The organism is Streptomyces sp. NBC_01450, assembly GCF_036227505.1.
Taxonomy (GTDB): Bacteria; Actinomycetota; Actinomycetes; order Streptomycetales; family Streptomycetaceae; genus Streptomyces.
Genome location: NZ_CP109480.1, coordinates 4,688,348 through 4,712,182 on the forward strand (window position 1 = coordinate 4,688,348; position 23,835 = coordinate 4,712,182).

The 23,835-nt window shown below is 70.0% G+C and carries 23 protein-coding genes and 1 pseudogene; 7 read left to right on the plus strand and 17 right to left on the minus strand.

Annotated features, from left to right (window positions below; all coding sequences use genetic code 11):
* The first annotated feature begins 37 nt into the window (after positions 1–37).
* On the plus strand, positions 38–799 hold the full coding sequence (locus tag OG568_RS20835; RefSeq protein WP_266436677.1) for an alpha/beta hydrolase: 762 nt from the start codon (positions 38–40) through the stop codon (positions 797–799).
* Positions 800–876: 77 nt separating this feature from the next.
* Here OG568_RS20835 and OG568_RS20840 read toward each other — a convergent pair whose 3' ends face one another.
* Positions 877–1,839, minus strand: coding sequence for a LysR family transcriptional regulator (locus OG568_RS20840; protein WP_329532679.1), 963 nt, complete (start codon positions 1,837–1,839; stop codon positions 877–879).
* Between the two features lie 62 nt (positions 1,840–1,901).
* Here OG568_RS20840 and OG568_RS20845 point away from each other — a divergent pair, with 62 nt between their 5' ends.
* The 3 genes and pseudogenes from OG568_RS20845 to OG568_RS20855 all read left to right on the plus strand — a co-directional run bounded on the left by OG568_RS20845 (position 1,902) and on the right by OG568_RS20855 (position 4,754).
* Complete coding sequence (locus tag OG568_RS20845; protein WP_329532680.1) at positions 1,902–3,191, plus strand: MFS transporter; 1,290 nt, start codon at positions 1,902–1,904, stop codon at positions 3,189–3,191.
* A gap of 99 nt (positions 3,192–3,290) precedes the next feature.
* Positions 3,291–3,554 (plus strand): annotated as a pseudogene (locus OG568_RS20850) (DNA polymerase III subunit beta); the annotation flags it as partial.
* A 207-nt stretch (positions 3,555–3,761) separates the two neighbouring features.
* Positions 3,762–4,754 carry a sigma-70 family RNA polymerase sigma factor gene (locus OG568_RS20855; RefSeq protein WP_329532681.1) on the plus strand — a complete coding sequence of 331 codons (993 nt, stop codon included), beginning with the start codon at positions 3,762–3,764 and terminating at the stop codon, positions 4,752–4,754.
* Here OG568_RS20855 and OG568_RS20860 read toward each other — a convergent pair.
* Complete coding sequence (locus OG568_RS20860; protein WP_329532682.1) at positions 4,656–5,042, minus strand: STAS domain-containing protein; 387 nt, start codon at positions 5,040–5,042, stop codon at positions 4,656–4,658. The two genes, OG568_RS20855 and OG568_RS20860, sit on opposite strands and share 99 nt — an antisense overlap.
* A 145-nt stretch (positions 5,043–5,187) precedes the next feature.
* Here OG568_RS20860 and OG568_RS20865 point away from each other — a divergent pair, with 145 nt between their 5' ends.
* Positions 5,188–6,108 carry an AEC family transporter gene (locus OG568_RS20865; RefSeq protein ID WP_329532683.1) on the plus strand — a complete coding sequence of 307 codons (921 nt, stop codon included), beginning with the start codon at positions 5,188–5,190 and terminating at the stop codon, positions 6,106–6,108.
* Between the two features lie 65 nt (positions 6,109–6,173).
* Here the strand turns inward: OG568_RS20865 and OG568_RS20870 are convergent, their stop codons facing one another.
* From OG568_RS20870 to OG568_RS20910, 9 genes are all read right to left on the minus strand, one after another.
* Complete coding sequence (locus tag OG568_RS20870; RefSeq protein WP_329532684.1) at positions 6,174–6,758, minus strand: Uma2 family endonuclease; 585 nt, start codon at positions 6,756–6,758, stop codon at positions 6,174–6,176.
* A 95-nt stretch (positions 6,759–6,853) separates the two neighbouring features.
* A complete protein-coding gene (locus OG568_RS20875) occupies positions 6,854–8,137 on the minus strand; it encodes a thymidine phosphorylase (RefSeq protein WP_329532685.1) in 1,284 nt (427 codons plus the stop codon).
* Positions 8,138–8,224: 87 nt separating this feature from the next.
* The gene (locus tag OG568_RS20880; protein ID WP_266436692.1) at positions 8,225–8,638 is read right to left on the minus strand and encodes a cytidine deaminase; all 414 of its coding nucleotides are present in this window, start codon (positions 8,636–8,638) and stop codon (positions 8,225–8,227) included.
* Positions 8,635–9,897 (minus strand): ABC transporter permease, encoded by a 1,263-nt coding sequence (locus tag OG568_RS20885; protein ID WP_266585170.1) that lies wholly within the window; start codon positions 9,895–9,897, stop codon positions 8,635–8,637. Before OG568_RS20885 ends, OG568_RS20880 begins: the two co-directional genes overlap by 4 nt.
* Entirely contained in the window at positions 9,894–11,021 is a 1,128-nt protein-coding gene (locus OG568_RS20890) for an ABC transporter permease (RefSeq protein WP_266436696.1), read from the minus strand. Before OG568_RS20890 ends, OG568_RS20885 begins: the two co-directional genes overlap by 4 nt.
* Positions 11,018–12,709, minus strand: coding sequence for an ABC transporter ATP-binding protein (locus OG568_RS20895; protein WP_329536401.1), 1,692 nt, complete (start codon positions 12,707–12,709; stop codon positions 11,018–11,020). Before OG568_RS20895 ends, OG568_RS20890 begins: the two co-directional genes overlap by 4 nt.
* 317 nt (positions 12,710–13,026) lie before the next feature.
* Positions 13,027–14,082: a BMP family lipoprotein gene (locus tag OG568_RS20900; RefSeq protein ID WP_329532686.1), complete on the minus strand. Its 1,056-nt coding sequence runs from the start codon at positions 14,080–14,082 to the stop codon at positions 13,027–13,029.
* Positions 14,083–14,545: 463 nt separating this feature from the next.
* Positions 14,546–15,622 carry a BMP family lipoprotein gene (locus tag OG568_RS20905; RefSeq protein ID WP_329532687.1) on the minus strand — a complete coding sequence of 359 codons (1,077 nt, stop codon included), beginning with the start codon at positions 15,620–15,622 and terminating at the stop codon, positions 14,546–14,548.
* A 301-nt stretch (positions 15,623–15,923) separates the two neighbouring features.
* Positions 15,924–17,210 carry an amidohydrolase gene (locus tag OG568_RS20910; protein WP_329532688.1) on the minus strand — a complete coding sequence of 429 codons (1,287 nt, stop codon included), beginning with the start codon at positions 17,208–17,210 and terminating at the stop codon, positions 15,924–15,926.
* A gap of 504 nt (positions 17,211–17,714) precedes the next feature.
* Here OG568_RS20910 and OG568_RS20915 point away from each other — a divergent pair.
* Together OG568_RS20915 and OG568_RS20920 are read left to right on the plus strand one after the other, a co-directional pair.
* On the plus strand, positions 17,715–18,077 hold the full coding sequence (locus OG568_RS20915) for a DUF5753 domain-containing protein (RefSeq protein ID WP_329532690.1): 363 nt from the start codon (positions 17,715–17,717) through the stop codon (positions 18,075–18,077).
* 3 nt (positions 18,078–18,080) lie between these two features.
* Positions 18,081–18,278, plus strand: a complete 198-nt coding sequence (locus OG568_RS20920) for a DUF397 domain-containing protein (RefSeq protein WP_329532691.1) — start codon at positions 18,081–18,083, stop codon at positions 18,276–18,278.
* On the opposite strand, the gene OG568_RS20925 is transcribed toward OG568_RS20920, so the two are convergent.
* From OG568_RS20925 to OG568_RS20950, 6 genes are all read right to left on the minus strand, one after another.
* Positions 18,272–18,460, minus strand: coding sequence for a hypothetical protein (locus OG568_RS20925; protein WP_329532692.1), 189 nt, complete (start codon positions 18,458–18,460; stop codon positions 18,272–18,274). The genes OG568_RS20920 and OG568_RS20925 overlap by 7 nt on opposite strands.
* Before the next feature lie 98 nt (positions 18,461–18,558).
* On the minus strand, positions 18,559–18,942 hold the full coding sequence (locus OG568_RS20930; RefSeq protein WP_329532693.1) for a hypothetical protein: 384 nt from the start codon (positions 18,940–18,942) through the stop codon (positions 18,559–18,561).
* A 99-nt stretch (positions 18,943–19,041) separates the two neighbouring features.
* Positions 19,042–20,121 (minus strand): hypothetical protein, encoded by a 1,080-nt coding sequence (locus OG568_RS20935; protein WP_266585157.1) that lies wholly within the window; start codon positions 20,119–20,121, stop codon positions 19,042–19,044.
* 80 nt (positions 20,122–20,201) lie between these two features.
* Entirely contained in the window at positions 20,202–21,140 is a 939-nt protein-coding gene (locus tag OG568_RS20940; RefSeq protein ID WP_266585155.1) for an N-acetylneuraminate synthase family protein, read from the minus strand.
* Positions 21,141–21,154: 14 nt separating this feature from the next.
* Positions 21,155–22,387, minus strand: a complete 1,233-nt coding sequence (locus OG568_RS20945) for an N-acylneuraminate cytidylyltransferase (RefSeq protein WP_266436706.1) — start codon at positions 22,385–22,387, stop codon at positions 21,155–21,157.
* Positions 22,388–22,449: 62 nt separating this feature from the next.
* Complete coding sequence (locus tag OG568_RS20950) at positions 22,450–23,757, minus strand: DUF6716 putative glycosyltransferase (RefSeq protein WP_329532695.1); 1,308 nt, start codon at positions 23,755–23,757, stop codon at positions 22,450–22,452.
* Positions 23,758–23,835 lie beyond the last annotated feature (78 nt).

A 23,835-nucleotide genomic window follows, 5' to 3' on the forward strand; every position in this document is an offset into this window, starting at 1 on the left:
GGGTGGCGTACACCGTCACTTCTGACACTGTTCTGTCATGGCACAGCAAGCGACGCCGGTTCGCAGGGCCCGGCTGGGGAGGGCGATCGGCCCGGAGCCGACGGGGGTCAGCGGCGTGGTTCTGCTGCTCCCGGGCGGCGACGAGGTCTCCTCGCGCAGACCGTCCCCGATGTTGGCGACCGCCTCCGTACGCGCGCTCGGGCGCCGCCTCATGCGCGCGGGACGTACGGAAGGCCTGGCCACCCACGTCGTGCACTACCGCTTCCGCGGCTGGAACGGCGGCGAGGCGCATCTCGCCGGCGACGCGTCCTGGGCCGCCGACGAGGTGATACGCCGCTACGGAGACGTGCCCGTGTGCCTCGCCGGAGTGGGGATGGGAGGCCGGGCGGCGCTGCGTGCGGCCGGGCACAGCGCCGTCAACTCCGTTCTGGCGCTCGCCCCCTGGCTGCCGGAGGACGACGTGGCGGCGCCACCCGAACCGGTGAAGCAGCTCACCGGGCGGCGCGTGCTGATCGTGCACGGCACCAACGACGAGCGCACCGACCCGGAGTTGTCCTTCCGGCTCGCGGCACGGGCCAAGAAGTCCAACCGGGACATCTGCCGGTTCGAGGTCCACTCCGACGGGCACGGGTTGCACCAGTACCGGTCCGAAGTGCACGCGCTGGCGGAGGACTTCGTGATGGGGGCGTTGTTCGGACACGGGGTGTCGCGCCCTCTGGAGGACGCGTTGGCCGCGCCGCCGCCGTTGGGGTTGCGGATGCCGCTCGCCTCCGGCTTCGGGAAGGCGTTGCGTCGTTAGGTTGGGTTTTGTCTGCGGCGTAGTGGGGGCTGGTCGCGCAGTTCCTCGCGCCCCTAAAAGCGGGGCGCGTCTGCCCCTCAGTCCGGTAGCAGGTGGCCCCTCCTCGACAGTAGGAACTTCTTGAAGGCTGCCACCGGTGACGTGTCCTGATGGCCCTCCAGCCAGGCCACGCCGATCTCGCGGACCGCTCGCGGGGCCGTGACCGTCAGTTCGACGACTCCTGGGCGGGCCACGGCCGGCGGCGGCAGGAGGGCGACTCCGAGGCCGGCGGCCACCAGGCCCCGTAGGGTCTCGGCCTCCTCGCCCTCGAAGGCGATCCGGGGCTTGAAGCCGGCCTCCTGGCAGAGGTCGTCGGTGATGCGGCGCATGCCGTAGCCGGGTTCGAGGGTCACGAAGGTCTCCTCGGCGGCCTCGGCGAGGCGGATGCGTTTGCGGGCGGCGAGGCGGTGGTCGGCCGGGACGACGAGTCTCAGCTTCTGTTCGTCGAGGAGGCGGCCCACCAGGTCGGGCGCGTCCGGCACCGGCGAGGTGAGGCACAGGTCCAGCTCGCCCGAGCGCAGCCCCTCCAGCATCGCCTCGCCGTAGTTCTGCACGAGGCTGAAGCGGACCCGCGGGTGATCGGCGCGGAAGGCGCGGATCAGGCCGGGGACGGTCTCCGACCCCATGGTGTGCAGGAAGCCGAACGCGACCTTGCCGGTGGCCGGGTCGGCGTCCGCGCGCACCTCCTCGGCGGCGCGCTCGATCTCGGCGAGGGCCCGTTCGACCGAGGAGAGGAACGTACGGCCCGCGGGGGTGAGGGAGACCGTGCGGCCCCGGCGTGCGAACAGGTCGACACCCAGGTCCTGTTCGAGCCGGATCATGGCCCGCGAAAGGGTCGACTGGGGGACCCGCATCTCCTGCGCGGCACGCGTGACGTGCTCGGTGCGGGCGACCCCGGCGAAGTACGCGAGGCGTGGGGCGAGCAGCCTGGACATGCCCGCGCTGTCTTCTGTGTCACTGGACGGTGACAGGTGAGCCTGTGACCTCTGCTGATGCGCCATGGGAACGATTATGGCGATTCCATGCATTGGACGGATGAGCGGCGCTTCTTTAGTTTCGAAGCATGCCTTCCGCCAGTACCGGGGCGTCCACCACCGTGGCCGCCACCTCCACCGTCACGTCCTCCGCCGCCACCGTCGACTCCCGTCTCACCCCGGGTGGGCCCGGCTACCGCCGGATGAGCTTCGCACTCTTCCTCGCGGGTGTGGCGACCTTCGCGCTCCTCTATTCCACGCAGGCCCTCCTCCCCCTCGTCTCCACGGACTTCGGGGTCAGCGCGAGCGAGGCGAGCTGGACGGTGTCGGCGGCGACGGGTGCGCTGGCACTGTTCGTCCTCCCCATGAGCGCGCTGTCGGAGCGGTTCGGACGGCGTACGTTGATGACGGCGTCGCTGGCGGTCGCGGTGACGGTCGGGCTCCTGGTCCCCTTCGCCCCGTCGATCGGCGCCCTGGTCGTGCTGCGGGCGGTGCAGGGCGCGGCGCTGGCGGGCCTTCCGGCCTCCGCGACGGCCTATCTGGCGGAGGAGGTCCGCCCCAAGGCCCTGATCACGGCGATCGGTCTCTTCGTGGCGGGCAACAGCGTCGGCGGGATGAGCGGCCGGGTCATCACCGGCTGGGTCGCGCAGGAGTGGGGCTGGCGGGTGGCCGTCGCCACGATCGGGATCATCGCGGTGGCCTGCGCGGTCGCCTTCCGGCTCCTGCTGCCCGCGCCGAAGCACTTCACGCCCGGCTCGCTGCGGCCTGGGGTACTGGCCCGTACGGTCCGTGACCACCTCGCGAACCCGCTGCTGCGTCGACTGTACGCGATCGGCGCGCTGTTCATGATGGTCTTCGGCGGGGTCTACACGGTGATCGGCTATCGCCTGACCGAGGCCCCCTTCTCCCTCCCCCAGGGCATCATCGGCTCGATCTTCCTGGTGTATCTGGTCGGTACGGTGTCGGCGTCCACGGCGGGCAGGCTGGTCGCCCGCCTGGGCCGGCGCGGCTCCCTCTACCTGGCGGGCGGCACCACGACCTCCGGCCTGCTCCTCTCCCTGGTCGACTCCCTGCCCCTCGTCCTGCTCGGCCTGGTGCTGATCACCGCGGGCTTCTTCGCGGGCCACGCGGTGGCGTCCTCGTCGGTCAGCCACACCGCCAAGCAGGGCCGCGCCCAGGCCTCCGCCCTCTACCAGTCCGCGTACTACATCGGCTCCAGCGCGGGCAGCACGCTCGGCGCGATCGCCTTCCACGCGGGCGGTTGGGCCGGAACGGTGACGCTCGGCCTGTTCGCGGTCCTCGGCGTCGTCACGATCACGGTGTTCGGCTCCCACGCGGCCCGCACCCAGGCCCGACGCGAGCCGGCCCTGGCGCACTGAGCGTCCCAGCCGCTCCCCCGTTCCCCCTGGTCGGACCCCGTTGTCAGTGGTGGCACCTAGCCTCCACCCGGTCAACTGGCCCGAACAGGGGGATCTTTCATGGAGTTCCGCGCCGATCGCGACGACCTCGCCGAGGCGGTGGCCTGGACGGCCCGCACCCTGCCCACCCGCTCACCGGTACCGGTGCTGGGTGGGCTGCTTCTGGAGGCCGGGCCGCAGCGGCTGGGCATCTCGGGGTTCGACTTCGAAACGGCGGCGCGGATCGAGATCGATGTCGAGACGGGGGCCGGCGGTCGGATCCTCGTGCTGGGACGCCGGCTGCTGGACATCTGCCGGGTGCTGCCACCGGGTCAGGTGAGCTGCTGGGACCCGGGCGGCGGGCGCTGCTCAGCGGGGCCGGAGCCGAAACGGGCGATGCGTACCGGCATTTGCTCATGTCCGTGAAGCAATTGGTCTGAGCCCCGCTTTTTCCCACTCCGGGGGTCATTGTCAGTGGGCTGCGGTAGCTTCCGAAGTGCCGGCGCAACGAGGCGACGGCGCGACGGGAACGGCCACAGGGGCGGGTTGGCTATGAGCGACGGTGCGACGACCACAGACCTGGACGTGCGGCTGGAGAAGCACCGGGTCGAGCTGACCGGGTACTGCTATCGGATGCTCGGCTCCTCCTTCGAAGCCGAGGACGCGGTGCAGGACACGATGGTCCGCGCCTGGCGGAGCTACGACACGTTCGAGGGCCGTTCCTCGATGCGGTCCTGGCTGTACCGGATCGCCACCAACGTGTGCCTCGACATGCTGAACGCGGGCAACAGGAGGGCTCGTCCGATGGATCTGAGCGGTCCCTCACCCCTGGCCCAGGCGGCGCTCGTCCCGCGCCCGGACAACACCTGGCTGGAGCCGATGCCCGACGCGCGCGTGCTGCCCACGGTCAGTGACCCGGCCGAGGCCGCGGTGGCCAAGGAGTCGGTGCGCCTCGCCTTCATGGCCGCCCTGCAGCAGCTGCCGCCCAAGCAGCGCGCCGTGCTCATCCTGCGCGAGGTCCTCGCCTGGAAGGCGAGCGAGGTCGCCGAACTGCTCGGGACGACGGTCGCCTCGGTCAACAGCGCGCTGCAGCGGGCCCGCGCGACCCTCGCGGAGAGCGACAGCGCCGAGGCCGCCGCCATCTCCGACCCGCTCGACGAGGAGCAGCGGAAGCTGCTCGAGCGCTATGTGGCCGCGTTCGAGGCGTACGACATGACGGCCCTGACCGCGCTGCTCCACGAGGACGCGATCATGACGATGCCGCCGTTCGACCTGTGGCTGCGCGGCACGGGCGACATCACCGGTTTCATGACGACCCTCGGCGCCTCCTGCGCGGGTTCGCGCCTGCTGCCGGTCGCGGTGAACGGTCTGCCGGGATTCGCGCACTACAAGCCGGATCCGGAGGAGGGCGGCTTCAGTGCCTGGGCGATCCAGGCCCTGGAGATCTCAGACGGCCGCATCACCGGTTTCCACTGCTTCCTCGACACCAAGCGCTGGTTCCCGCTCTTCGGCCTCCCCCTCCACCTCGAAGCGGAGTCCGACTAGTTCGAGAAGCTGGAGGAGGGGTGGGGCCGCGGCGCGCAGGCGGATACGGCCCCCGGCCCGGCGGGCGGCGAGCTGCATCCTGGCCAGGACGTCGACGGTGGCCAGGCCGGGCGGGCCGAGCCCCGCGACGTCGCAGACGACGACCCCGGCCGCGGTCGACTCCAACCGGGCTCGCACGTCGTCGCAGAGGCTCGGCACCTGGTCACGGGTGAGGGGGCCGGGCAGCACGAGTACGGCGGGTGTCGTGGCGTCCACGGTCAGTAGACCGGCCGGGGACACGGAACTCATCGGGAAGAGCGGACCCGTTCAAGGCGCGCGCCCGCGCAGGATCACATTGACCTGCACCCCTCCCTGCCCAGAGGGTTGGGTGTATGCCCCATGAATCAGTGCCTCCCGCGATACCCGACGGCCTTCTCCACGCGAAGGGGGCGCCGTGCAGGGGGTGCTGACGGGCTTCGCGGTCATCGCCGTCGTCATCGGGGTCGGGTACGTCATCGGACGGCGCGGCTACCTCGGGGACAACGGGCGGGAGGTGCTGACGAAGCTCGCCTTCCATGTGGCCTCCCCCGCGCTGCTGTTCACCACGCTCGCCCGGGCCGACCTGTCGGTGATCTTCTCCAGCCGGCTCCTGGTGACGGCGATGAGCACGGCCGCGGCGGCCGGCGTCTTCGTCGCGATCGGCGCCCTACGCGGCTGGGGCGTGGGCCGGACGACGATCGGCGCGCTGTGCTCCAGTTACGTCAACTCGGGAAACCTCGGCATCCCGATCGCGGTGTACGTGCTGGGTGACGCCTCGCTCGTCGCGCCCGTGCTGCTCTTCCAGCAGATCATGGTCACGCCCATCGCCCTCACGGTCCTCGATCTGTCGGGGGACGGCGAGAAGGGCCCCCTGTGGCAGCGGCTGATCACTCCCCTGCGCAATCCCATCGCGGTCGGCTCGCTGAGCGGGGTCGCGGTGTCGGCGACCGGTCTGACGTTGCCGGGACCGGTCATGGACCCGCTCACGCTGATCGGCAACATGTCGGTGCCCGCGGTGCTGCTGGCGTTCGGTATCTCGCTGTGCGGCAGCACGCTGCCCGGCCGTGGCCCGGACCGGCACCCGGTGCTGTTGTCCGTCGCGCTGAAGTCGGTGGGCCAGCCGCTGGCGGCCTGGGCGCTGGCCGTCGGCGTGTTCGGGCTGCACGGGGCGCCCCTGCTCGACGTGGTGGTCACCTCGGCGCTGCCCGCCGCCCAGAACCTCTTCACGTACGCCTCGCGCTACCGGGTCGGCGAGACACTGGCCAGGGAGTCGATCCTGCTGTCGACGATCCTGTCCGTGCCGGCGCTGGTGCTGATCGCGGCGGTGCTCGGCTGACGGTGGATGAACCGGCGTACGCGAGCGGTCGGCGCACCAGAACTGGGCGCCGCCCCTCGGATACGTCAGTCGACGGGGAACACGGCGGTGTCGAGGGTGAGGTCGAAGGGTTCCGGCAGGGTGATCACGTCGCCGAACTTTCCGGCGTGCAGGACGCGGTAGACGTCGCCCGTCGGTTCGCCGTACAGCGTCACCGTCGGGCCGCCGGCCGCCCATCGGTCGACGAGCAGGTAGAGGGGGATGCCTCCGGCGGCGTAGGCGGCGGGCTTACTGACGCGGTCATGCACGGCGTTGGACTTCGAGGTGACTTCCACGACGAGTTCCGCCATGCCCGCAGGGATGTGACTGCTCAGGCCTTCCCCGTCGACCACAGGCGCTACGACCAGGTCGGGGATCAACATGCCCCGCCGGGAGGGCACTGCGACGGCCAGGGTTTGAAAGACCTCCCAATCTTCGGGGATGCCGGAGAGCAGGCGGCGGTGGATTCGCGCTGCGATCACGTTGTGGTGGTATGCGGGAGCGGGTGACACGGTGACGATCCCCTCGATGATCTCCACCTTGCTGCCCTCCGGCCACTCCATCTCCTCCCAGAACCGGACGAGGTCGTCCCAGCTCAGCTCGGGGTCGTGGTCGACGGTGAGTGCGGTCATGGCGGTCTCCAATCGGTGCGTCACCGAGTCCAGCATGCCGAACGGGACCGGTGGAGGTCCACCGATCCCGTTCACCCGTACGAGGAAAGCGCAGGTCAGGCGATACGTTCCAGCACCACCGGCGTGGCCTTGAAGTCCGTGCCCGCGGCCGCGATGTCGTAGGAACCCTCGACCGACTCCAGGGCGTACTCGAAGCGCTCGGGGGTATCGGTGTGGAGGGTCAGCAGCGGCTGGCCCGCGATGACGGTGTCGCCGGGCTTGGCGTGGAGTTCGACGCCCGCGGCGGCCTGCACCGGGTCCTCCTTGCGGGCGCGGCCGGCGCCCAGGCGCCAGGCGGCGATGCCGATGTCGTAGGCGTCCAGGCGGGAAAGGACGCCGGAGGACGGGGCCGTCACCACGTGCTGCTCCCGGGAGGTGGGGAGCGCGGCGTCCGGGTCGCCGCCCTGCGCGGCGATCATGCGGCGCCAGACGTCCATCGCGGAGCCGTCCGCGAGGGCCTTCGCCGGGTCGGCGTCCTTGATGCCCGCCGCGTCGAGCATCTCGCGGGCCAGGGCGAGGGTGAGCTCGACGACGTCGGCCGGACCGCCGCCCGCCAGGACCTCCACCGACTCCCGTACTTCCAGCGCGTTGCCCGCCGTCAGGCCCAGCGGGGTCGACATGTCCGTGAGGAGCGCGACCGTCTTCACGCCGTGGTCGGTGCCCAGGCCGACCATCGTGGAGGCGAGTTCGCGGGCGTCCTCGATGGTCTTCATGAAGGCACCGGTGCCGACCTTCACGTCCAGGACCAGCGAGCCCGTGCCCTCCGCGATCTTCTTCGACATGATGGAGGAGGCGATCAGCGGGATCGCCTCGACCGTGCCGGTCACGTCGCGCAGCGCGTACAGCTTCTTGTCGGCGGGGGCCAGGCCGTCGCCCGCCGCGCAGATGACCGCACCGGTCGTGTCGAGGACGTGCAGCATCTCCTCGTTCGACAGCAGGGCGCGCCAGCCGGGGATCGACTCCAGCTTGTCCAGCGTGCCGCCGGTGTGGCCGAGGCCGCGCCCGGACAGCTGCGGGACCGCCGCACCGCAGGCCGCCACCAGCGGCGCCAGCGGGAGCGTGATCTTGTCGCCGACACCGCCCGTGGAGTGCTTGTCGGCGGTCGGGCGGGAGAGGGAGGAGAACTCCATGCGCTCGCCGGAGGCGATCATCGCGGCGGTCCAGCGGGCGATCTCGCGACGGTTCATGCCGTTGAGCAGGATCGCCATGTTGAGGGCGGCCATCTGGTAGTCGGCGACCTCGCCGCGGGTGTACGCGTCGATGACCCAGTCGATCTGCGCGTCGCTGAGCTCGGCGCGGTCCCGCTTGGTGCGGATGACGGAGACGGCGTCCATGGCCATGGCTTTCCTTCCGAAGACTTCCGAAAATCCGCGGCCCCTCCCGACCGGTCGTTCATCGTCCGGTCGTCGGGAGGGGCCGCGCAGGCGTTACTTGGTGAGATTCTCCGGCCCGAAGGCCTGCGGCAGCATCTCGGAGAGCGGCAGGATTCCGGCCGGGGTCTCCAGGAGCAGATCGGACCCGCCGAACTCGTAGAGCAGCTGGCGGCAGCGCCCGCAAGGCACCAGGATCGCGCCGTGTCCGTCGACGCAGGTGAAGTGCGTCAGCCGGCCGCCCCCGGTGTTCTGCAACTGGGAGATCAGACCGCACTCGGCGCACAGGCCGAGCCCGTACGAGGCGTTCTCGACGTTGCAGCCGGTGACGGTCCGGCCGTCGTCGACGAGGGCCGCGACACCGACCGGGTAGCCCGAGTAGGGGGCGTACGCCCGGGACATGGCGTCCCGCGCGAGCTCCCGCAGGGCCTCCCAGTCGACGGCCGTGGACCCGGCGCCGGCGGACGTCACTTGCCCTGTCCTCTCCGGTACGGCATGCCGTCCGCCTTCGGCATCCGCAGATGCTGCGCGGACAGCGAGAGCACGAGCAGCGTCACGATGTACGGCGTCGCGGTCACGACCTGCTTGGGCACCTCGTTGGTGGAGGTGTACCAGACGAACATCAGCGCCGAGATCACGGCGGTGATGACGGCCGGGGTGTAGCGCTTCTTCCACACCAGGTAGGCCGCGCCGAACACCAGCAGGATCGCCAGCAGCAGGATCAGCGCGTGGACGTTCGTACCGCCGCCGCGCAGGTTGAGGCTGTCGGTGTAGCCGAACAGGCCCGCGCCGAGGGCCAGGCCGCCCGGCATCCAGTTGCCGAAGATCATCGCGGCGAGACCGATGTAACCGCGGCCGGCGGTCTGGCCGTCCAGGTACACGTTGGACGCCACGATCGACAGGAACGCGCCGCCGAGGCCGGCGAAGCCGCCCGAGATGATCACGGCGATGTACTTGTACTTGTAGACGTTGACGCCGAGGGACTCGGCGGCCACCGGGTTCTCACCGCAGGAGCGCAGCCGCAGGCCGAAGGCCGTGCGCCACAGCACCCACCAGGTGATCGGTACGAGGGCGACCGCGACGACGGTGAGCGGCGACAGGTCGGTGATCAGACCCGCGAGCAGACCGGCGATGTCCGAGATCAGGAACCAGCCCTTGTGGTTGAGCGTGTCCAGTCCGCTGGACAACCCTGGGATGGAGAACGTGCCGAGCGAGTCGACCGGGGGCGACTGCTTGGAGGAGCCCTGCGGGACGCCCTCGAAGGTGAACTTCGACAGATAGCGCGTGGTGCCGAGCGCCAGGATGTTGACGGCCACACCGGAGACGATGTGGTTGACGTTGAAGGTCACCGTGGCGATGGCGTGCAGGATGCCGCCGAGGCAACCGCCGATGATGCCGAAGGCGACACCGGTCCACGGGCCCCACTGGTAGCCGGCCCAGGCGCCGAACCAGGTGCCGAGGATCATCATGCCCTCGAGGCCGATGTTGACGACGCCCGCGCGCTCGGCCCACAGACCGCCGAGGCCCGCGAGTCCGATCGGCACCGCGAGGCGCAGCGCCGTGGACATCTGTCCGGTCGAGGTGATGCCGTCCGCGCCGGTGATCAGGCGGACGACCGAGGTCAGGATCAGTACGCCCGCGATGATCAGCAGGAGTACGGGGAGCGAGAATCGGCGGCTGCCCTTGCCGGGCTGCTGCGCCTGCGGCTTGGCGACGGTCGCGGTGCTCATCGGGCAGCCACCTCCTTCGGGGAGTTGTTGTTGGCGGCGGCCGCGGCCAGTTCCTCACCGACCCGCTTCTGCTGGCGGCGCAGGCCCCAGACGCGTACGGCCTCGTAGGAGATGACGACCGCGAAGACGATCAGGCCCTGCATGATCGTGGCGATCTCCTTCTCGTACGCCACCGGGGTCGCGTAGTCGAGCGCCGGGGACGCCTTGTCGAGGAAGGCGATCAAGAGGGAGGCGAAGGCGATGCCGACGGGGCTGTTGCGACCGAGCAGGGCGATGGTGATGGCGGTGAAGCCCAGTCCGGTCGGGAAGGTCAGGCTGTAGGTGTGGGCGTCGCCGAGCAGCAGCGGCAGGCCGGAGAGGCCCGCGACCGCGCCGGAGATCAGCATCGCGGTGAGCACCATCCGCTTGGCGTCGACGCCGGAGGCCGCGGCGGCGGTCTCGGAGGCGCCGGTGGCGCGCAGGTCGAAGCCGAAGCGGGTGCGGTTGAGGACGAGCCAGTACAGGACGCCCATGAGGATCGCGAGGAAGACCAGGCCGTAGATCTCGCCGACGTCCGAGCCGAGGTTGATACCGGGGAACCAGCCGGACTTCTTCATGACACCGGTCGTCATGTTGTTGCCGAGCTGCACACCGAACTTGTCGGAGAGGGTGAGGTAGCCGATGACGCTGGTGGCGATCGCGTTCAGCATGATCGTCGCGACGACCTCGCTGACGCCGCGGGTGACCTTGAGAACGCCCGCGATACCGGCCCACATGGCGCCGGTGAGCATGGCGACCAGCAGGAGCACGGGAATCTGCAGGAAGGACGGCAGCGCGAGGTGCGCGCCGACCACCGCGGTCATCATCGCGGCGAGGCGGTACTGGCCGTCGACGCCGATGTTGAACAGGTTCATCCGGAAGCCGATGGCCACCGCGAGCGCGGCGACGTAGTACATCGAGGCCTGGTTGAGGATCAGCACCTGGATGTCGGAGTACGTCGCCTGTTCGAGCATCAGCGAGTACGGCTCGAACGGGCTCTTGCCCGAGGCGAGCAGCACGATCGACGTCAGGGCGACCGCCGCGACGAGCGCGATGACCGGGCCGGCCACCGCGAGGAGCACGCGCTCCTTGTCGAACTTCTTCATCGGGCCTCGTCCTCCGGGGCGGCGCTTTCCGCTACGTGCTCCAGGTGTCCGGAGGCGGCGCCGGTCATGGCCGAGCCGAGTTCCTCCGGGGTGATGGTCGCCGGGTCGGCGTCCGCCACGAGCCTGCCGTTGTAGATCACCCGCAGGGTGTCCGACAGACCGATCAGCTCGTCCAGGTCGGCCGAGATCAGCAGCACGGCCAGGCCCTCGCGGCGGGCCTCGCGGATCTGGTCCCAGATCGCGGCCTGCGCGCCGACGTCCACACCGCGGGTGGGGTGGGCGGCGATCAGGAAGCGCGGCTTGTGGCTCATCTCGCGGCCGACGATCAGCTTCTGCTGGTTGCCGCCGGAGAGCGAGGCGGCGGTGACGTCGATGCCGGGGGTGCGGACGTCGTACTCCTTGACGATCCGCCTGGTGTCCTCCTGGGCGCCCTTGATGTCGAGCCAGAAGCCCTTCGCGTTGGGGGCCTCGGTGACATGGCCGAGGATGCGGTTCTCCCAGAGCGGGGACTCCAGCAGCAGGCCGTGGCGGTGACGGTCCTCGGGGATGTACCCGATGCCCTTCTCACGGCGCTTGCGGGTGGCCCACCCCGTGATCTCGTCGCCGAGGAAGCCGATGGAACCCGAGTCCGCGTTCTTGAGGCCGATCAGCGCGTCGATGAGCTCGGTCTGGCCGTTGCCCTCGACGCCGGCGATGCCCATCACCTCACCGGCGTGGATGGTGAAGGTGACGTCGTCGAGGACGCGTTTGGCGGCGCCGGGGGCGGTGGCCTCGGTGAGCACGTCGGCGCCCGGCGTCGCACCGGCCGAGCCGGGGGTCGCGGTCTCGGGCTGCGCGCCGACCTCGCCGAGGGAGGCGCCGCCGCTGGCGTAGACGGTGAGGTTCTTGACGGTGAGCACGGCCTTGTCGGTGACCGTGGACTCGGCGGTCTCCGGGGTGGGGAGCTCGCTGCCGACCATCATCTCGGCGAGCTGGCGGGGGGTCGTCTCGGCGGGGACGGCCGTGCCGACCGTCGTACCGCGCCGGATGACCGTGATCTCGTCGGCGACCGACAGGACCTCGCCCAGCTTGTGCGAGATGAAGATGACGGCCAGGCCCTCGGACTTGAGCTCGCGCAGGTTGTCGAAGAGTGCGTCGACCTCCTGCGGCACCAGTACGGCGGTGGGCTCGTCCAGGATCAGGATGCGGGCGCCGCGGTAGAGGACCTTGAGGATCTCGATGCGCTGGCGCTCGGCGACACCGAGGCTCTCGACCAGGACGTCCGGGCGCACGTTCAGCCCGTACCGGTCGGAGATCTCCTTGATCTTCTTACGGGCGCCGCCACCGATGCCGTACAGCTTCTCGCTGCCCAGGACGACGTTCTCCAGGACGGTGAGGTTGTCGGCGAGCATGAAGTGCTGGTGGACCATGCCGATGCCGCGCACGATGGCGTCGGCGGGCGACGAGAAGCCGACCTGCTCACCGTCGACGGCGATCGTGCCCTCGTCCGGCTTCTGCATGCCGTAGAGGATCTTCATCAGCGTCGACTTGCCGGCACCGTTCTCGCCGACGAGGGCGTGGACCGTGCCCTTGCGGACCGTCAGGTGGATGTCGTGGTTGGCCACCACACCCGGGAAGCGCTTGGTGATACCCACCAGCTCGACCGCGGTCGACTGCGCGGTGAGCGGAGGGCTGCTGGACGCGTCGATGGCGCACTCTCCTTGAGAAAGGGGCCTATCTACGCGCGTAGCGCCCCTGCTTTAAATAGTGCCCGGACTGGCCGGACTCGATTCGATGTCGATCTCGATCGGGTTCGATCACGTTCTCGATCTGATTCGGCCAGGTCCGGTCCGAGCATTCTGCCGCGCGAACGGGGTGCGGGAAGGTCATCCTCCCCACACCCCGTTCCGTGGCCGTAACGCTGCCATTACAGCGTTGCCTTGGCCATGGTTTCGACGTCCAGTGATGGCGAGTGTTTATCGCCCGGTGATGACGTCTTGACCTTGGCCGGGAGTCATGAGCGCGTTCAGGAGGTCTTGACCGTGATCGAGCCGTCCTTGATGCCCGCCTCGGCCTTCTTCAGCGCGGCCTGCAGGTCGGCGTTGTTCTTGAACACCGGGTTGGAGTCGGCGAGGCTGACACCGCCGGTGGCGAGGCTGGCGCGGACGACACCGGTCTCCGGCTTGCCGTCGTGCACCGACTTCGCCAGGTTGTACACGGCCCCGGCGACGTCCTTCATGGCCGAGGTCAGGATGGCGTCCTTGTACTTCGCCAGCGCGTCCTGCTTGTACTGGTCGGAGTCCACGCCGATGGCCCAGACCTTGTCCTTGGCCGCGGTCTGGATGACACCCTGGCCGGACAGACCCGCGGCGGCGTAGACGACGTCGGCGCCGGCGTCGATCTGGCCCTGCGCGGCGCTCGCACCCTTGTCCGGGCTGGAGAAGCCGCCCTCGGCGGCGGTCTCGGTCAGGTACTGCGACTTGACCTTGACACCCTTCTTGGTGTCGGTGACGCCCTGCTTGAAGCCCGCCTCGAACTTGTGGATCAGCGGCACGTCCACGCCGCCGATGAAGCCGACGGTGTTCGACTTGGTGGTCTTGGCGGCGGCGACACCGGCGAGGTAGGAGGCCTGCTCCTCGTGGAAGACCAGGTCGGCAATGTTGGCCGCCTTGTCCTGCTCGTCGTCGATGATGCCGAAGGTGATCTTCGGGTACTTCGCCGCGACCTCCTTGACGGCCGGCGCGTAGGCGAAGCCGACGCCGATCACCGGGTTGAAGCCCTGCTTGGCGAGCTGCTCGAGGCGCTGCACCTTGTCGGCGTCCGACTCACCGTCGGTCGGCTCGACGGCCTGCGAGGTGTAGCCGAACTCCTTGTCGGCCTTCGTCATGCCGACGGTGGCGGCATCATTGAAGGACTGGTCACCCTTGCCGCCGACGTCGTAGGCGAGGGCGAGACCCTTGGACTTGCCGCCGCTGGAGCTGGAGCTGGTGGCGTCGCTGGACGTTCCGCCACAGGCGGAGAGAGCAACGGCGAGGGTAGCGGTCGCAACGCCCGCAACTGTGATTCGGGACACCCGGCGCATGGAACTTGACTCCTTTGTGCAAGCGCCCAAACCAGGCGCTGGTTCCGCCGCAGCGTAACGCGCGTAGACCAGACGGAAAACCCCTTCTGTCCGGTCCGTTACCGACCTGTGGCCGCAGCTGCCGTCCAGATTACGGAATGCGGCGGGGCGCTTGCGGGAGGCAAAGGGGGAGGGGGCTGGGCGAGGGTATGGGGGTGCGGGAGAGCGGCGGCGCGCAGTGGGCAGAACCTGCGGGACGGGCCCACAGAACGGGCCCTCAGGGATATCCGTAACCCGGCTCTCTCTCCCACGCCCTTACTACGGACACCCGCCCCTCAGGAGTACATCCCGGGGTACGCCGGTCATGGCCGCGTCCGTGTCGTGACAGCGCCCCGCCCCCGGCGTGCCCGTGGGGGCGCGTCCGGGGGCGGGGCGTCGTTGATGTCTGCCTGACCGACGGAGTTGCTCCGCCTGACTGACGGAGTTACTTCGTGTTGACGGTGACCTTGCCGTCGATGATGTCCTGCTTGGCCTTGTCCACGGCCGCGACGACGTCCGTCATGGCCTTGTACTTCGGGTTGGTGTCCGCGAAGCCGACACCGCCGGACTTCAGGTCACCGCGCACGACGCCCGTGAGGGGCTTGCCGTCCACGACCGACTTCACCAGGTTGTAGACCGCGCCGCCGACGTTCTTCAGCGCCGAGCCGAGGATGTAGTCCTTGTACTTGGCGAGCGCCGACTGCGCGTACTGGTCGGAGTCGACGCCGATGGCCCACACCTTCTTGGAGGCGGCCTCGGAGATCACGCCCTGACCGGACAGGCCCGCCGCGTGGTAGACCACGTCGGCGCCCTTCTCGATCTGGCCGGCCGCCGCGTCCTTGCCCTTGTCGGGGCTGGAGAAGCCGCCCTCGGCGGGGGTCTGCGTCAGGTACTGCGACTCGATCTTGATGCTCGGGTTGACCGACTTCGCGCCCTGGTCGAAGCCCGCCTCGAACTTGTGGATGAGAGGGATGTCCACGCCGCCGATGAAGCCGATGTGGTTCTTCTTGGTCGCCTTGGCCGCGGCCACGCCCGCCAGGTAGGAGGACTGCTCCTCGGAGAACACCATGTCGGCGACGTTGGCCGCCTTGTCCTGCTCGTCGTCGATGATGCCGAAGGTGATCTTCGGGTACTTCGCGGCGACCGTCTTGATGGCCGGCGCGTAGGCGAAGCCGACGCCGATCACCGGGTTGTAGCCGGTCTTGGCGAGCTGCTCCAGGCGCTGCACCTTGTCGGCGTCCGACTCGCCGTCGGTCGGCTCGAGGTCCCGGCCGCTGATCTTGAACTCGGTCTCGGCCTTCTGGAACCCGGCGTACGCGGCGTCGTTGAAGGACTGGTCGCCCTTGCCGCCGATGTCGTACGCGAGACCGATGCCCTTGCCGGTGTAGCCCGACGAGCCCTTGGACGAGCTCTTGTTCGAGTCGCTGTTCGCGTCGGTGCTCGACTTGCCACAACCGACCGCCGCGAGGGCGATGACCGAGACGGCCACCGCTGCTTGGGAGAACCTGGTCCTCCGAGACATCAGACGCACAGCAAGCACCCTTCATCCCCACGGCCGTCGCCGGTCCGCTTCCCCAACACGCCGCCGACGCAGCGATTTCGGCGCACAGTAACGCGCGTAGAAGGGGAGGGGAACGGTGTTTCTCGTGGCCGTTATCGAACCGTGCCGCCGCCGGGTTACGTTTGCGCGCCGGCCGTTACGCCCGGGTGACGCAAGCGGACGAAGGGGTGCCGATCGGGGCATCGACCAGGTCGATGACCGTATCGCCCGGGTCGACCTTCGGAGCGCCCCTACGTCACTTGCGCGCCATCTGCGACAGGGCCTAGCGGATCGCGTCCAGCAGGGCCGCCGCGGTGAAGAGCTCGACTCCGGCCGTGATGGCCGACTCGTCCGCGTCGAAGTCGCCGCGGTGCAGGTCACGGGTGGTGCGCTCGCCCGGCGTACGGACGCCGAGGCGGGCCATGGCGCCGGGCACGTGCTCCAGGTACCAGGAGAAGTCCTCGCCGCCGAGGCTCTGCTCGGTGTCCTCGACGGAGTGCGGGCCGCGCCGCGAGGTCATGGCCTCGTGGAGGAGCTCCGTGACGGCCGGGTCGTTGACGACCGGCGGGACGCCCCGGATGTAGTTGATCTCGGACTTGGCGCGGTACAGGTTCGCGATCTCGTCGATGGCCGCGTGCACCAGGTCGGGCGCCTGTCGCCAGGCGTCGAGGTCGAGGCAGCGCACGGTCCCGGAGAGCTCGGCGTGCTGCGGGATGACGTTGCAGGCGTGCCCGGACTCGATCCGTCCCCAGGTCACCGCGAGTCCACTGCGGGCGTCCACACGCCGAGCCACGAGGGACGGCACGTCGGTGACGACACGCGCGGCGGCGGTGACGAGGTCGGTGGTGAGGTGGGGGCGCGCGGTGTGGCCGCCGGCGCCGTCGAGTGAGACTTCCAGCCGGTCGCAGGCGGAGGTGATGGGACCGTGGCGCAGTCCGATCCGCCCGGCGTCGACCTTCGGGTCGCAGTGCACGCCGATGATCCGCCCCACGCCGTCCAGCACTCCGGACTCGATGGCGTCGGGCGCGCCCCCGGGCAGGACCTCTTCGGCGGGCTGGAAGATCAGTCGTACGGGATGCGGCAGCAGCCCCTGGCGGTGCAGCTCGGCGAGGACGAGCCCGGCGCCGAGGACGACGGTCGTGTGCACGTCGTGGCCGCAGGCGTGCGCGCGGCCGGGCACGGTCGAGCGGTATTCGCAGTCACTCTTCGTGTCCGGGATGGGCAGCGCGTCGATGTCGGCGCGCAGGGCGAGCATGCCGCGTCCGCCGTCGACCGCACCGTCCCGTGCGCCCGTCCGCACGCCGGCCCGTTCCCCGTCCCCGTCGCCTTCACCGGCGTCGAGCCCGATGTCACAGATGAGCCCGGTCCCGATGTCGAGCACGCGGGGCTTGAGGCCCGCCTGCTCCAGGCGTGCCTTGAGTGCCGCGGTGGTGCGGAACTCCTGGTTGCCCAGCTCCGGGTGCATGTGCATGTCGCGACGGAACGCGATCAGCTCGGCACGCAGGGCGTCGGACAGGGCGCCGGGGAGCGCTGCTCCCCCGGGGACATCGGCCTCATACTCTCGGGACATCAATTGGTTCACCCTTTGAAGGGTAGGGCGACGGGGTGGCCAACTGACCCACGATCAACAAAACTTCAGCCCGTCAGGGGAAGAAACTTGGCCACGCGACGCATAGGTTTCAGGGGGGATGGGTAAGCTCGCCCGTCTTTCCGGACGATGGGATCTTGAGCCAGACGGTATTCACATCCCGCCCGAGCCGCATCCGGACCGAAGACCGACTGCCACGACCGGGGCGACGGCCGACTACGGTGACGGCCTGTGACGACGGATCGACGCGAGCCCTTGATACGGGCCGCCGACCCTCTCTCGATCCAGTCCGCCGGGGCTGCCCGCGAACTCCCATAGGGGAACGCTCGGGGTGTCCGAGCCCATTCCCGTGCCCTACGGTCCCACAGACCTGAGCAAGATCATGCGCAAGGACGCCTGGACACCACTCCCTGTCGACCCGGCCCCGAGCGGCCGCCGAGGTCCGCGCCCGGAGGGGCGAGGGGACGATCCAGGGACCCTGATCCGTTGACGGGGTCGGACAGCCCCGTGGGCGAGGGCGCACTGCGCCAGCTTGTCGGCGGCCGCGAGGTCATGCGCGTACAACTGGCGCACCTGGCGGAGGCGTCCCGTCTGCCCAATGTCAGGCTTCAGGTGCTCCCCTTTCTCGCCGGTTCCCATCCCGGGATGACCAGTGCCTTCAGTGTCGTCTCGTTCGCCGAGTCCGGCGCGATGGACGTGGTCTACATGGACACCACCTCGTCTACCCTGTGGCTGGAGAGCGAGGCCGACGCCGCGCGCCACAACGCCACATTCGAGCGGATCGCCCGGAGCGGACTCGCTCTTCGCGATTCCACCGCCCTGATCGAACGTATCCGCAAGGAGCTGTGAGCCGTGCCGCACTTCGAGTTCGCCAAGTCCAGCCACAGCAGCGGCAATGGCGAGTGCGTCGAAGTCGCCCGCAACATCCCCGGTACCGTCGCCGTCCGGGACTCGAAAGACGTGACGGGGCCCATGGTCGTGGTCGCCCCGTCCGCCTGGGTGGCGTTCGCGGTGCACGTGGGGCAGCGGGCGAGCCGCGCACCTCACTGACCGGCTCCCTGCCCGTAGTCCGCGCGCGGTGCCGAGAACGGCGGCGGTGGCGAGCCCGGATCGGGCGGTGGGCCGGGCGACGTGCCAGACGGTGCGCCGAGCGCTTCGGCCGCTTCGGTCAAGGTCCCCGGCACCGGCCGCAGCACGACGTCCGACGCGCGAATCACGATCGGCAGCATCATCACGCTGATCGCGAAGCCCGCCGCGAGCGCGACGGCGGCGATCAGCAGGGTGCCGGTGAGTACCTGTGTCCCGCCGGGACCGGGCCGCCGCCGCGCACTCAGTCGTGGAGCCTCTCGATCCTTGCCAGGAGAAGTTCGAGATCCCGCGTGGCACGGATGCAGAAGTCCTGGTCCCCGTGCTTGAGGTCGGACAGGACACCCGGGTACCCCGGAGCGGCTCCGGAGAGTTCGTCCCGCACCCTCCGTGGCTCGAGGTACCAGTTCTCGGCCGAGACGTCCGCGACCCACCCGACGTTTCCCTCGAACGTCTCGACGGCCGGCGGGATCGCCAGGCGTACCCGGTCCTGCGGGTCGGCGTAGCGCCAGACGACCCATGGCGGACGGACGAGGGAATCCAGCGGATCCACCCCGGCCGAGATCCGGAACCACGCAATCGTTCCGTGAGCCCGCAGTGCCCGCAGCACCTCCGCGGAGCCGATCACGAGAACGGCCCGGCGAAGCCTGGAGACCTCGACCTCAAACCCGGATCGATCGACTTCATCAGTCTCCTGTAGTGACTCGCCGGACGGTGCACGGCCTGCCTACGCCGAAGTCACCGCCGACAACCGGTGTACGTCCCGTGCCGTTCCCGTCACCCCGGACAGGAAACCCTGGGCGCGCGGAGAGGCGTTCTCCGTCAGCCAGGCCGGGTCGATGTCACAGACGGCGACGCGGACCTCGGTGCCGACCAGGGCCAGCGGCAGGGTGTGGACGACGGTCGAGGGAAAGCTGAGGATCGTGCGGCCGATGGGGCCACGGCGGGCGATCAGTTCGAGGGGGAGGTCGGGACGGACGATCTCCAGTCCCGTCTCCGCGGCCAGCCGGTGGAGTTTGTCGGCGCTCTCGCGGCGGTGGGCGAAGTAGCGGGTCGCGCCGTGGGTCCTGGCGAGGGCGCGGACCGCCTCCAGGTAGCGGTCCGGGTCGACCACGCCGGTCTCGACCAAGGAGGTGCCGACCAGGTCCGCGCCCTTGGTGATGCGGGGCGGGCCGAAGCGTGCGCGGGTCCAGGAGAAGTCGTTGGCGGTGACTCGCACACCGTCCGGGACGGAGTCGATGGGCATGGAGGAGAAGACCTCGACCGTACGGCCCTTGGCGGGCGTGAGACGGCGGCGGGCCGAGGCGGAGACGGGGGCGAACAGCACGTCCCGGGGACCGGGGCGGCCACCGCGCCGGTGCCAGCGCACCAGGCGTTCGCCCTGGGCGAGCTGGGCGACGAACTCCATCGTCGCCGTTCCGTCGTCGACCACGACCAGGTCGGGGGCGCGGGTGATGGTCAGGAGTAGCTGTACATAGCGGGAGAACGGGTCTCCCATGACGATGCGGCGGGCCCTGCGCAGCAGCGGGGCGAGACCGCCGATGGTGTGGAAGGGCGCCGTGGTGCCACCGCGCGCCTCCTCCCAGCGGACCGAGTGGCCCTCGTCGCGGGCCAGTTCGGCCATGCGGCGCAGTTGGCCACGGGTCATCGGGTCGTTGGGGGACAGGACGACGAGGGTGAGCCCCGCGCCGGGCGCCGTGCCGTGTTGGGCAGACGTGTGTGCCCATTCCAGCACGTTCAGGAGCTGTACCGGACTCTCGACGAAGGCGAGAGTGTGGGGGCCGGTGGATCCGGCGCGGGGGCTCATCGACGTACGACCGTCCTGTCGTAAGGAGTTGTCGTAGGGAGGTGGGAGGTAACGCGTGGGGGGTTCTGGAGGTCAGGACCTCAGACCGTGACGGGCTCGCCCGCGGCCGCGGCGATCTCGGACTCGGCGACGACGCCCGTGACGCGGCGCAGCTTCTTCATGGGGCCGAGCTCGGACTCGTAGACCTTCTTGACACCGTCGCCGAGGGAGGCCTCGATGGTGCGGATGTCGCGGACGAGGCGGGTCAGGCCCTGCGGCTCGACCGAGGCGGCCTGATCCGAGCCCCACATGGCGCGGTCGAGGGTGATGTGACGCTCGACGAAGGTGGCGCCGAGGGCGACCGCGGCGAGGGTGGTCTGCAGGCCCGTCTCGTGGCCGGAGTAGCCGATCGGGACGTTCGGGTACTCGGCCTGGAGGGTGTTGATGACGCGGAGGTTGAGCTCCTCGGCCTTCGCCGGGTACGTGGACGTGGCGTGGCACAGGAGGATGTTGTCCGAGCCCAGCACCTCCACCGCGTGGCGGATCTGCTTCGGGGTCGACATGCCCGTGGAGAGGATGACCGTGCGGCCGGTGGCGCGCAGGGAGCGCAGCAGCTCGTCGTCGGTCAGGGAGGCGGAGGCGACCTTGTGGGCGGGGACGTCGAACTTCTCGAGGAAGGCGACGGCCTCGGTGTCCCACGGGGAGGCGAACCAGTCGATGTTCTTGCTCTTGGCGTACTCGTCGATCTGGCGGTACTCGTCCTCACCGAACTCCACGCGGTGGCGGTAGTCGATGTAGGTCATGCGGCCCCAGGGGGTGTCGCGCTCGATGTCCCACTGGTCGCGCGGGGTGCAGATCTCCGGAGTGCGCTTCTGGAACTTGACGGCGTCGCAGCCGGCCTCGGCGGCGGCGTCGATCAGCTTGAAGGCGTTCTCGAGCTCGCCGTTGTGGTTGATGCCGATCTCGCCGACGACGTAGACGGGGTGGCCGGGGCCGGCGGTCTTCGAACCGAACGTGCGCAGACGGGAGTTGGTGCTCATGGTGGAGAAGTTCCTTACTTGTCGAGGGAGTCGAGAGAAGGGCCGAGGATCCAGCTGGCGATCTCTCGGATCGCGCCGTCGCCGCCGGGGACGGTGGTGACCGCGCGTGCGGCGCCGCGCACGACGTCGTGGGCGCTCGCGACCGCCACGGGCCAGCCCACGAGGGCGAAGCACGGGAGGTCGTTGACGTCGTTGCCGACGTAGAGCACGCGCTCAGGCGCGATGCCCTGCTCCTCGCACCACTGCTTCAGTGCGAGGTCCTTGCGGTCGATGCCGTGCAGGACCGGGATCTTGAGCTTCCGGGCCCGGGCGGCGACCACCGGGTTCTGTTCCGTGGACAGGATGAGCATCGTCAGCCCGCTCTTGCGGAGGGCGGCGATACCGAGGCCGTCCCCGCGGTGTACGGAGACGAACTCCCGTCCGTCGGAGTCGATCAGCACCCTGTCGTCGGTCTGGGTGCCGTCGAAGTCGAGGACGACCGCGTCGATGTCTTCGGCGGTCGGCAGCGAACCGGGTCGGTTCGCGTCGAAGAGGGGGGCCAGCGCGCGGGCGCGGGCGAGGTCGTGCGGGTCGTCGATCTCCAGCACGCGGGCCGGGTCGGTGCGGACGAGCTCCGTGCGGCCGAAGAAGCGGTGCTGGTGCTTGCGCAGGCCCGCGGCGTCCATGGCGTAGGCCGCGCCGGTCTCCAGGAAGTCCTGGGGCCGGTCCTGGCGGCGGGGCCGGAAGGACTTGTCGTGGTTGACGCCGTTGCCGCCCTCGGTGGACTCGTCGGCGGCGTCGCGCCAGATGAAGCCGTGGAAGTTGGCCACCGTCAGCGCGGTGTCCGCACCGTTCTCGGCGACCGCCCCGGCGACCCCGTCGATGTCCTCCCGCGTGATGAACGGGCTGGTGCACTGGACGAGCAGGACGACGTCGACCGGGGAGCCGTGCAGGGCCTCGTGGGCGTCCATGGCGTGCAGGACGGCGGCCTCGGAGGTGGCGGTGTCGCCGGCGATGGCGGCGGGGCGCAGGACGACCTCGGCGCCGGCCTCGCGGGCGGCGGCGGCGATCGCCTGGTCGTCGGTGGAGACCACGACGTCCGTGACGAGCCGCGTCGCCCTGCACTCGCGCACCGCGCGGGCCACCAGTGGCACTCCGCCGACCGGGAGGAGGTTCTTGGCGGGGACGCCCTTGGAGCCGCCGCGCGCGGGGATCACCGCGAGCACCCGGCGCACCGGCGCCGCGTGACCCGCTTCCGAGTTGGTCATGCGCTGTTCTCCTTGACGAGGGACACGGGGAAGGCTTGAGGGGTCGGAGGGAGCGACGGTGGTCACAGCTCCCCCATCCGCCGGATCACGGGAGCCACGCGCTGCACTCCGTGGCGGTAGGCGCCGCGGGCCGCCCGGCGGACGATCTGCCGTACGGGGCTGGGCTCCTTGTCGGCCGCGGGGGCGCCGGGCAGCGGGCTGCCGTCCGGGGCGAGGTGGTGGCGGGCGAGGATCCCGGGGAGGTAGCCGGGGGCGGTGACGGGCGTGTAGTAGGGGGCGAGGGGCAGCAGTCCGGGGGCCGCCAGCAGGCCGGTGATCCGGGCGCGCGCCTCGTCGAAGGCCGTCTCGTACCGGCCGTCGGCAGCGACACCCTGCCGGGCCACCCACGCCGGGTCGGGCGCCGGCTCGTACCCGGCGTCGAGCTGGTCCCAGGAGGCCAGGCAGCCGGAGCCCACGAAGTGGTGGTTGCCGAGCGCCTCGCGCACCCCGAGGTCGCTGAGGACGACGGTGGGGATGCGGCGGTGCAGGGACTCCAGGGCCGCCGTGGAGCTGATGGTGACCAGCAGGTCGGTGCGGTCGAGCACCTCGCCCATGTGGCCGTACACCAGCCGGAAGTTGGCGGGCAGGTCGGTCTTCTGCGCCAGCTTCTGGTAGGGCAGCTCCTCGATGTGCGTGGTGTGTTCGCCCGGCTTGGAGCGCAGCTTCAGCAGCACCTCGCGGTCCGGGTGGAGGCGGGCGTGCTGGATCAGCCGGTTCAGCAGGTACGTACGGTCCTTGCGGTTCTCCGGGACGGAGGGCTGGGCGGCGAAGACGACCGTGTACGGGTCGTGCTTCTCGTAGGCGGCGCCGCCCAGGAAGGGCAGTGCCACCTCCGTCACCGAGGAGGCGTCGGCGCCCACTCCCTCGTACACGGCCCGGAACCGGTCCGCGTCCTGGCGGGAGTTGGCGAGGACGAGGTCCGCGCCGTGCCGCAGCAGCAGGCCGTCGGCGAGCTTCTCGTAGACGACGCCGACATAGCCGGTGACGACCACGGGCCGCTTGCTCCGCCCGTCCCATACGTGGGCGAGGCCGTGCAGGATCGCCTGCACACCGCCGCCCACGAGGGCGACGACGAGGATGTCGTACGACTCCCGTTCCATGGCGCGCAGGAACTCGACGGCGGTGACCTCTTGGAGGGAATCCGCGCGGACGCCGACTTCTTCGAGCTGGCGGGCGGTGGGGGTGGCTCGGCCACGCAGGAGAAAACCGTCGAGGTGAATGTCCGATTCGACCGGTGAAATGCGATTCGCGGTGAGCGAACCCCATTTCCACCGGGTGTCGGAATCCGCGAGAACGGCGACCCGCAGGGACTTCCTGGTACTTGCTGGCACGTCCAAGACGCTAGGAAGCCATTCCGAGTTGCGGCCCAACCTGAATGCAACAAACGGTTAACAGCACATCGACGAATG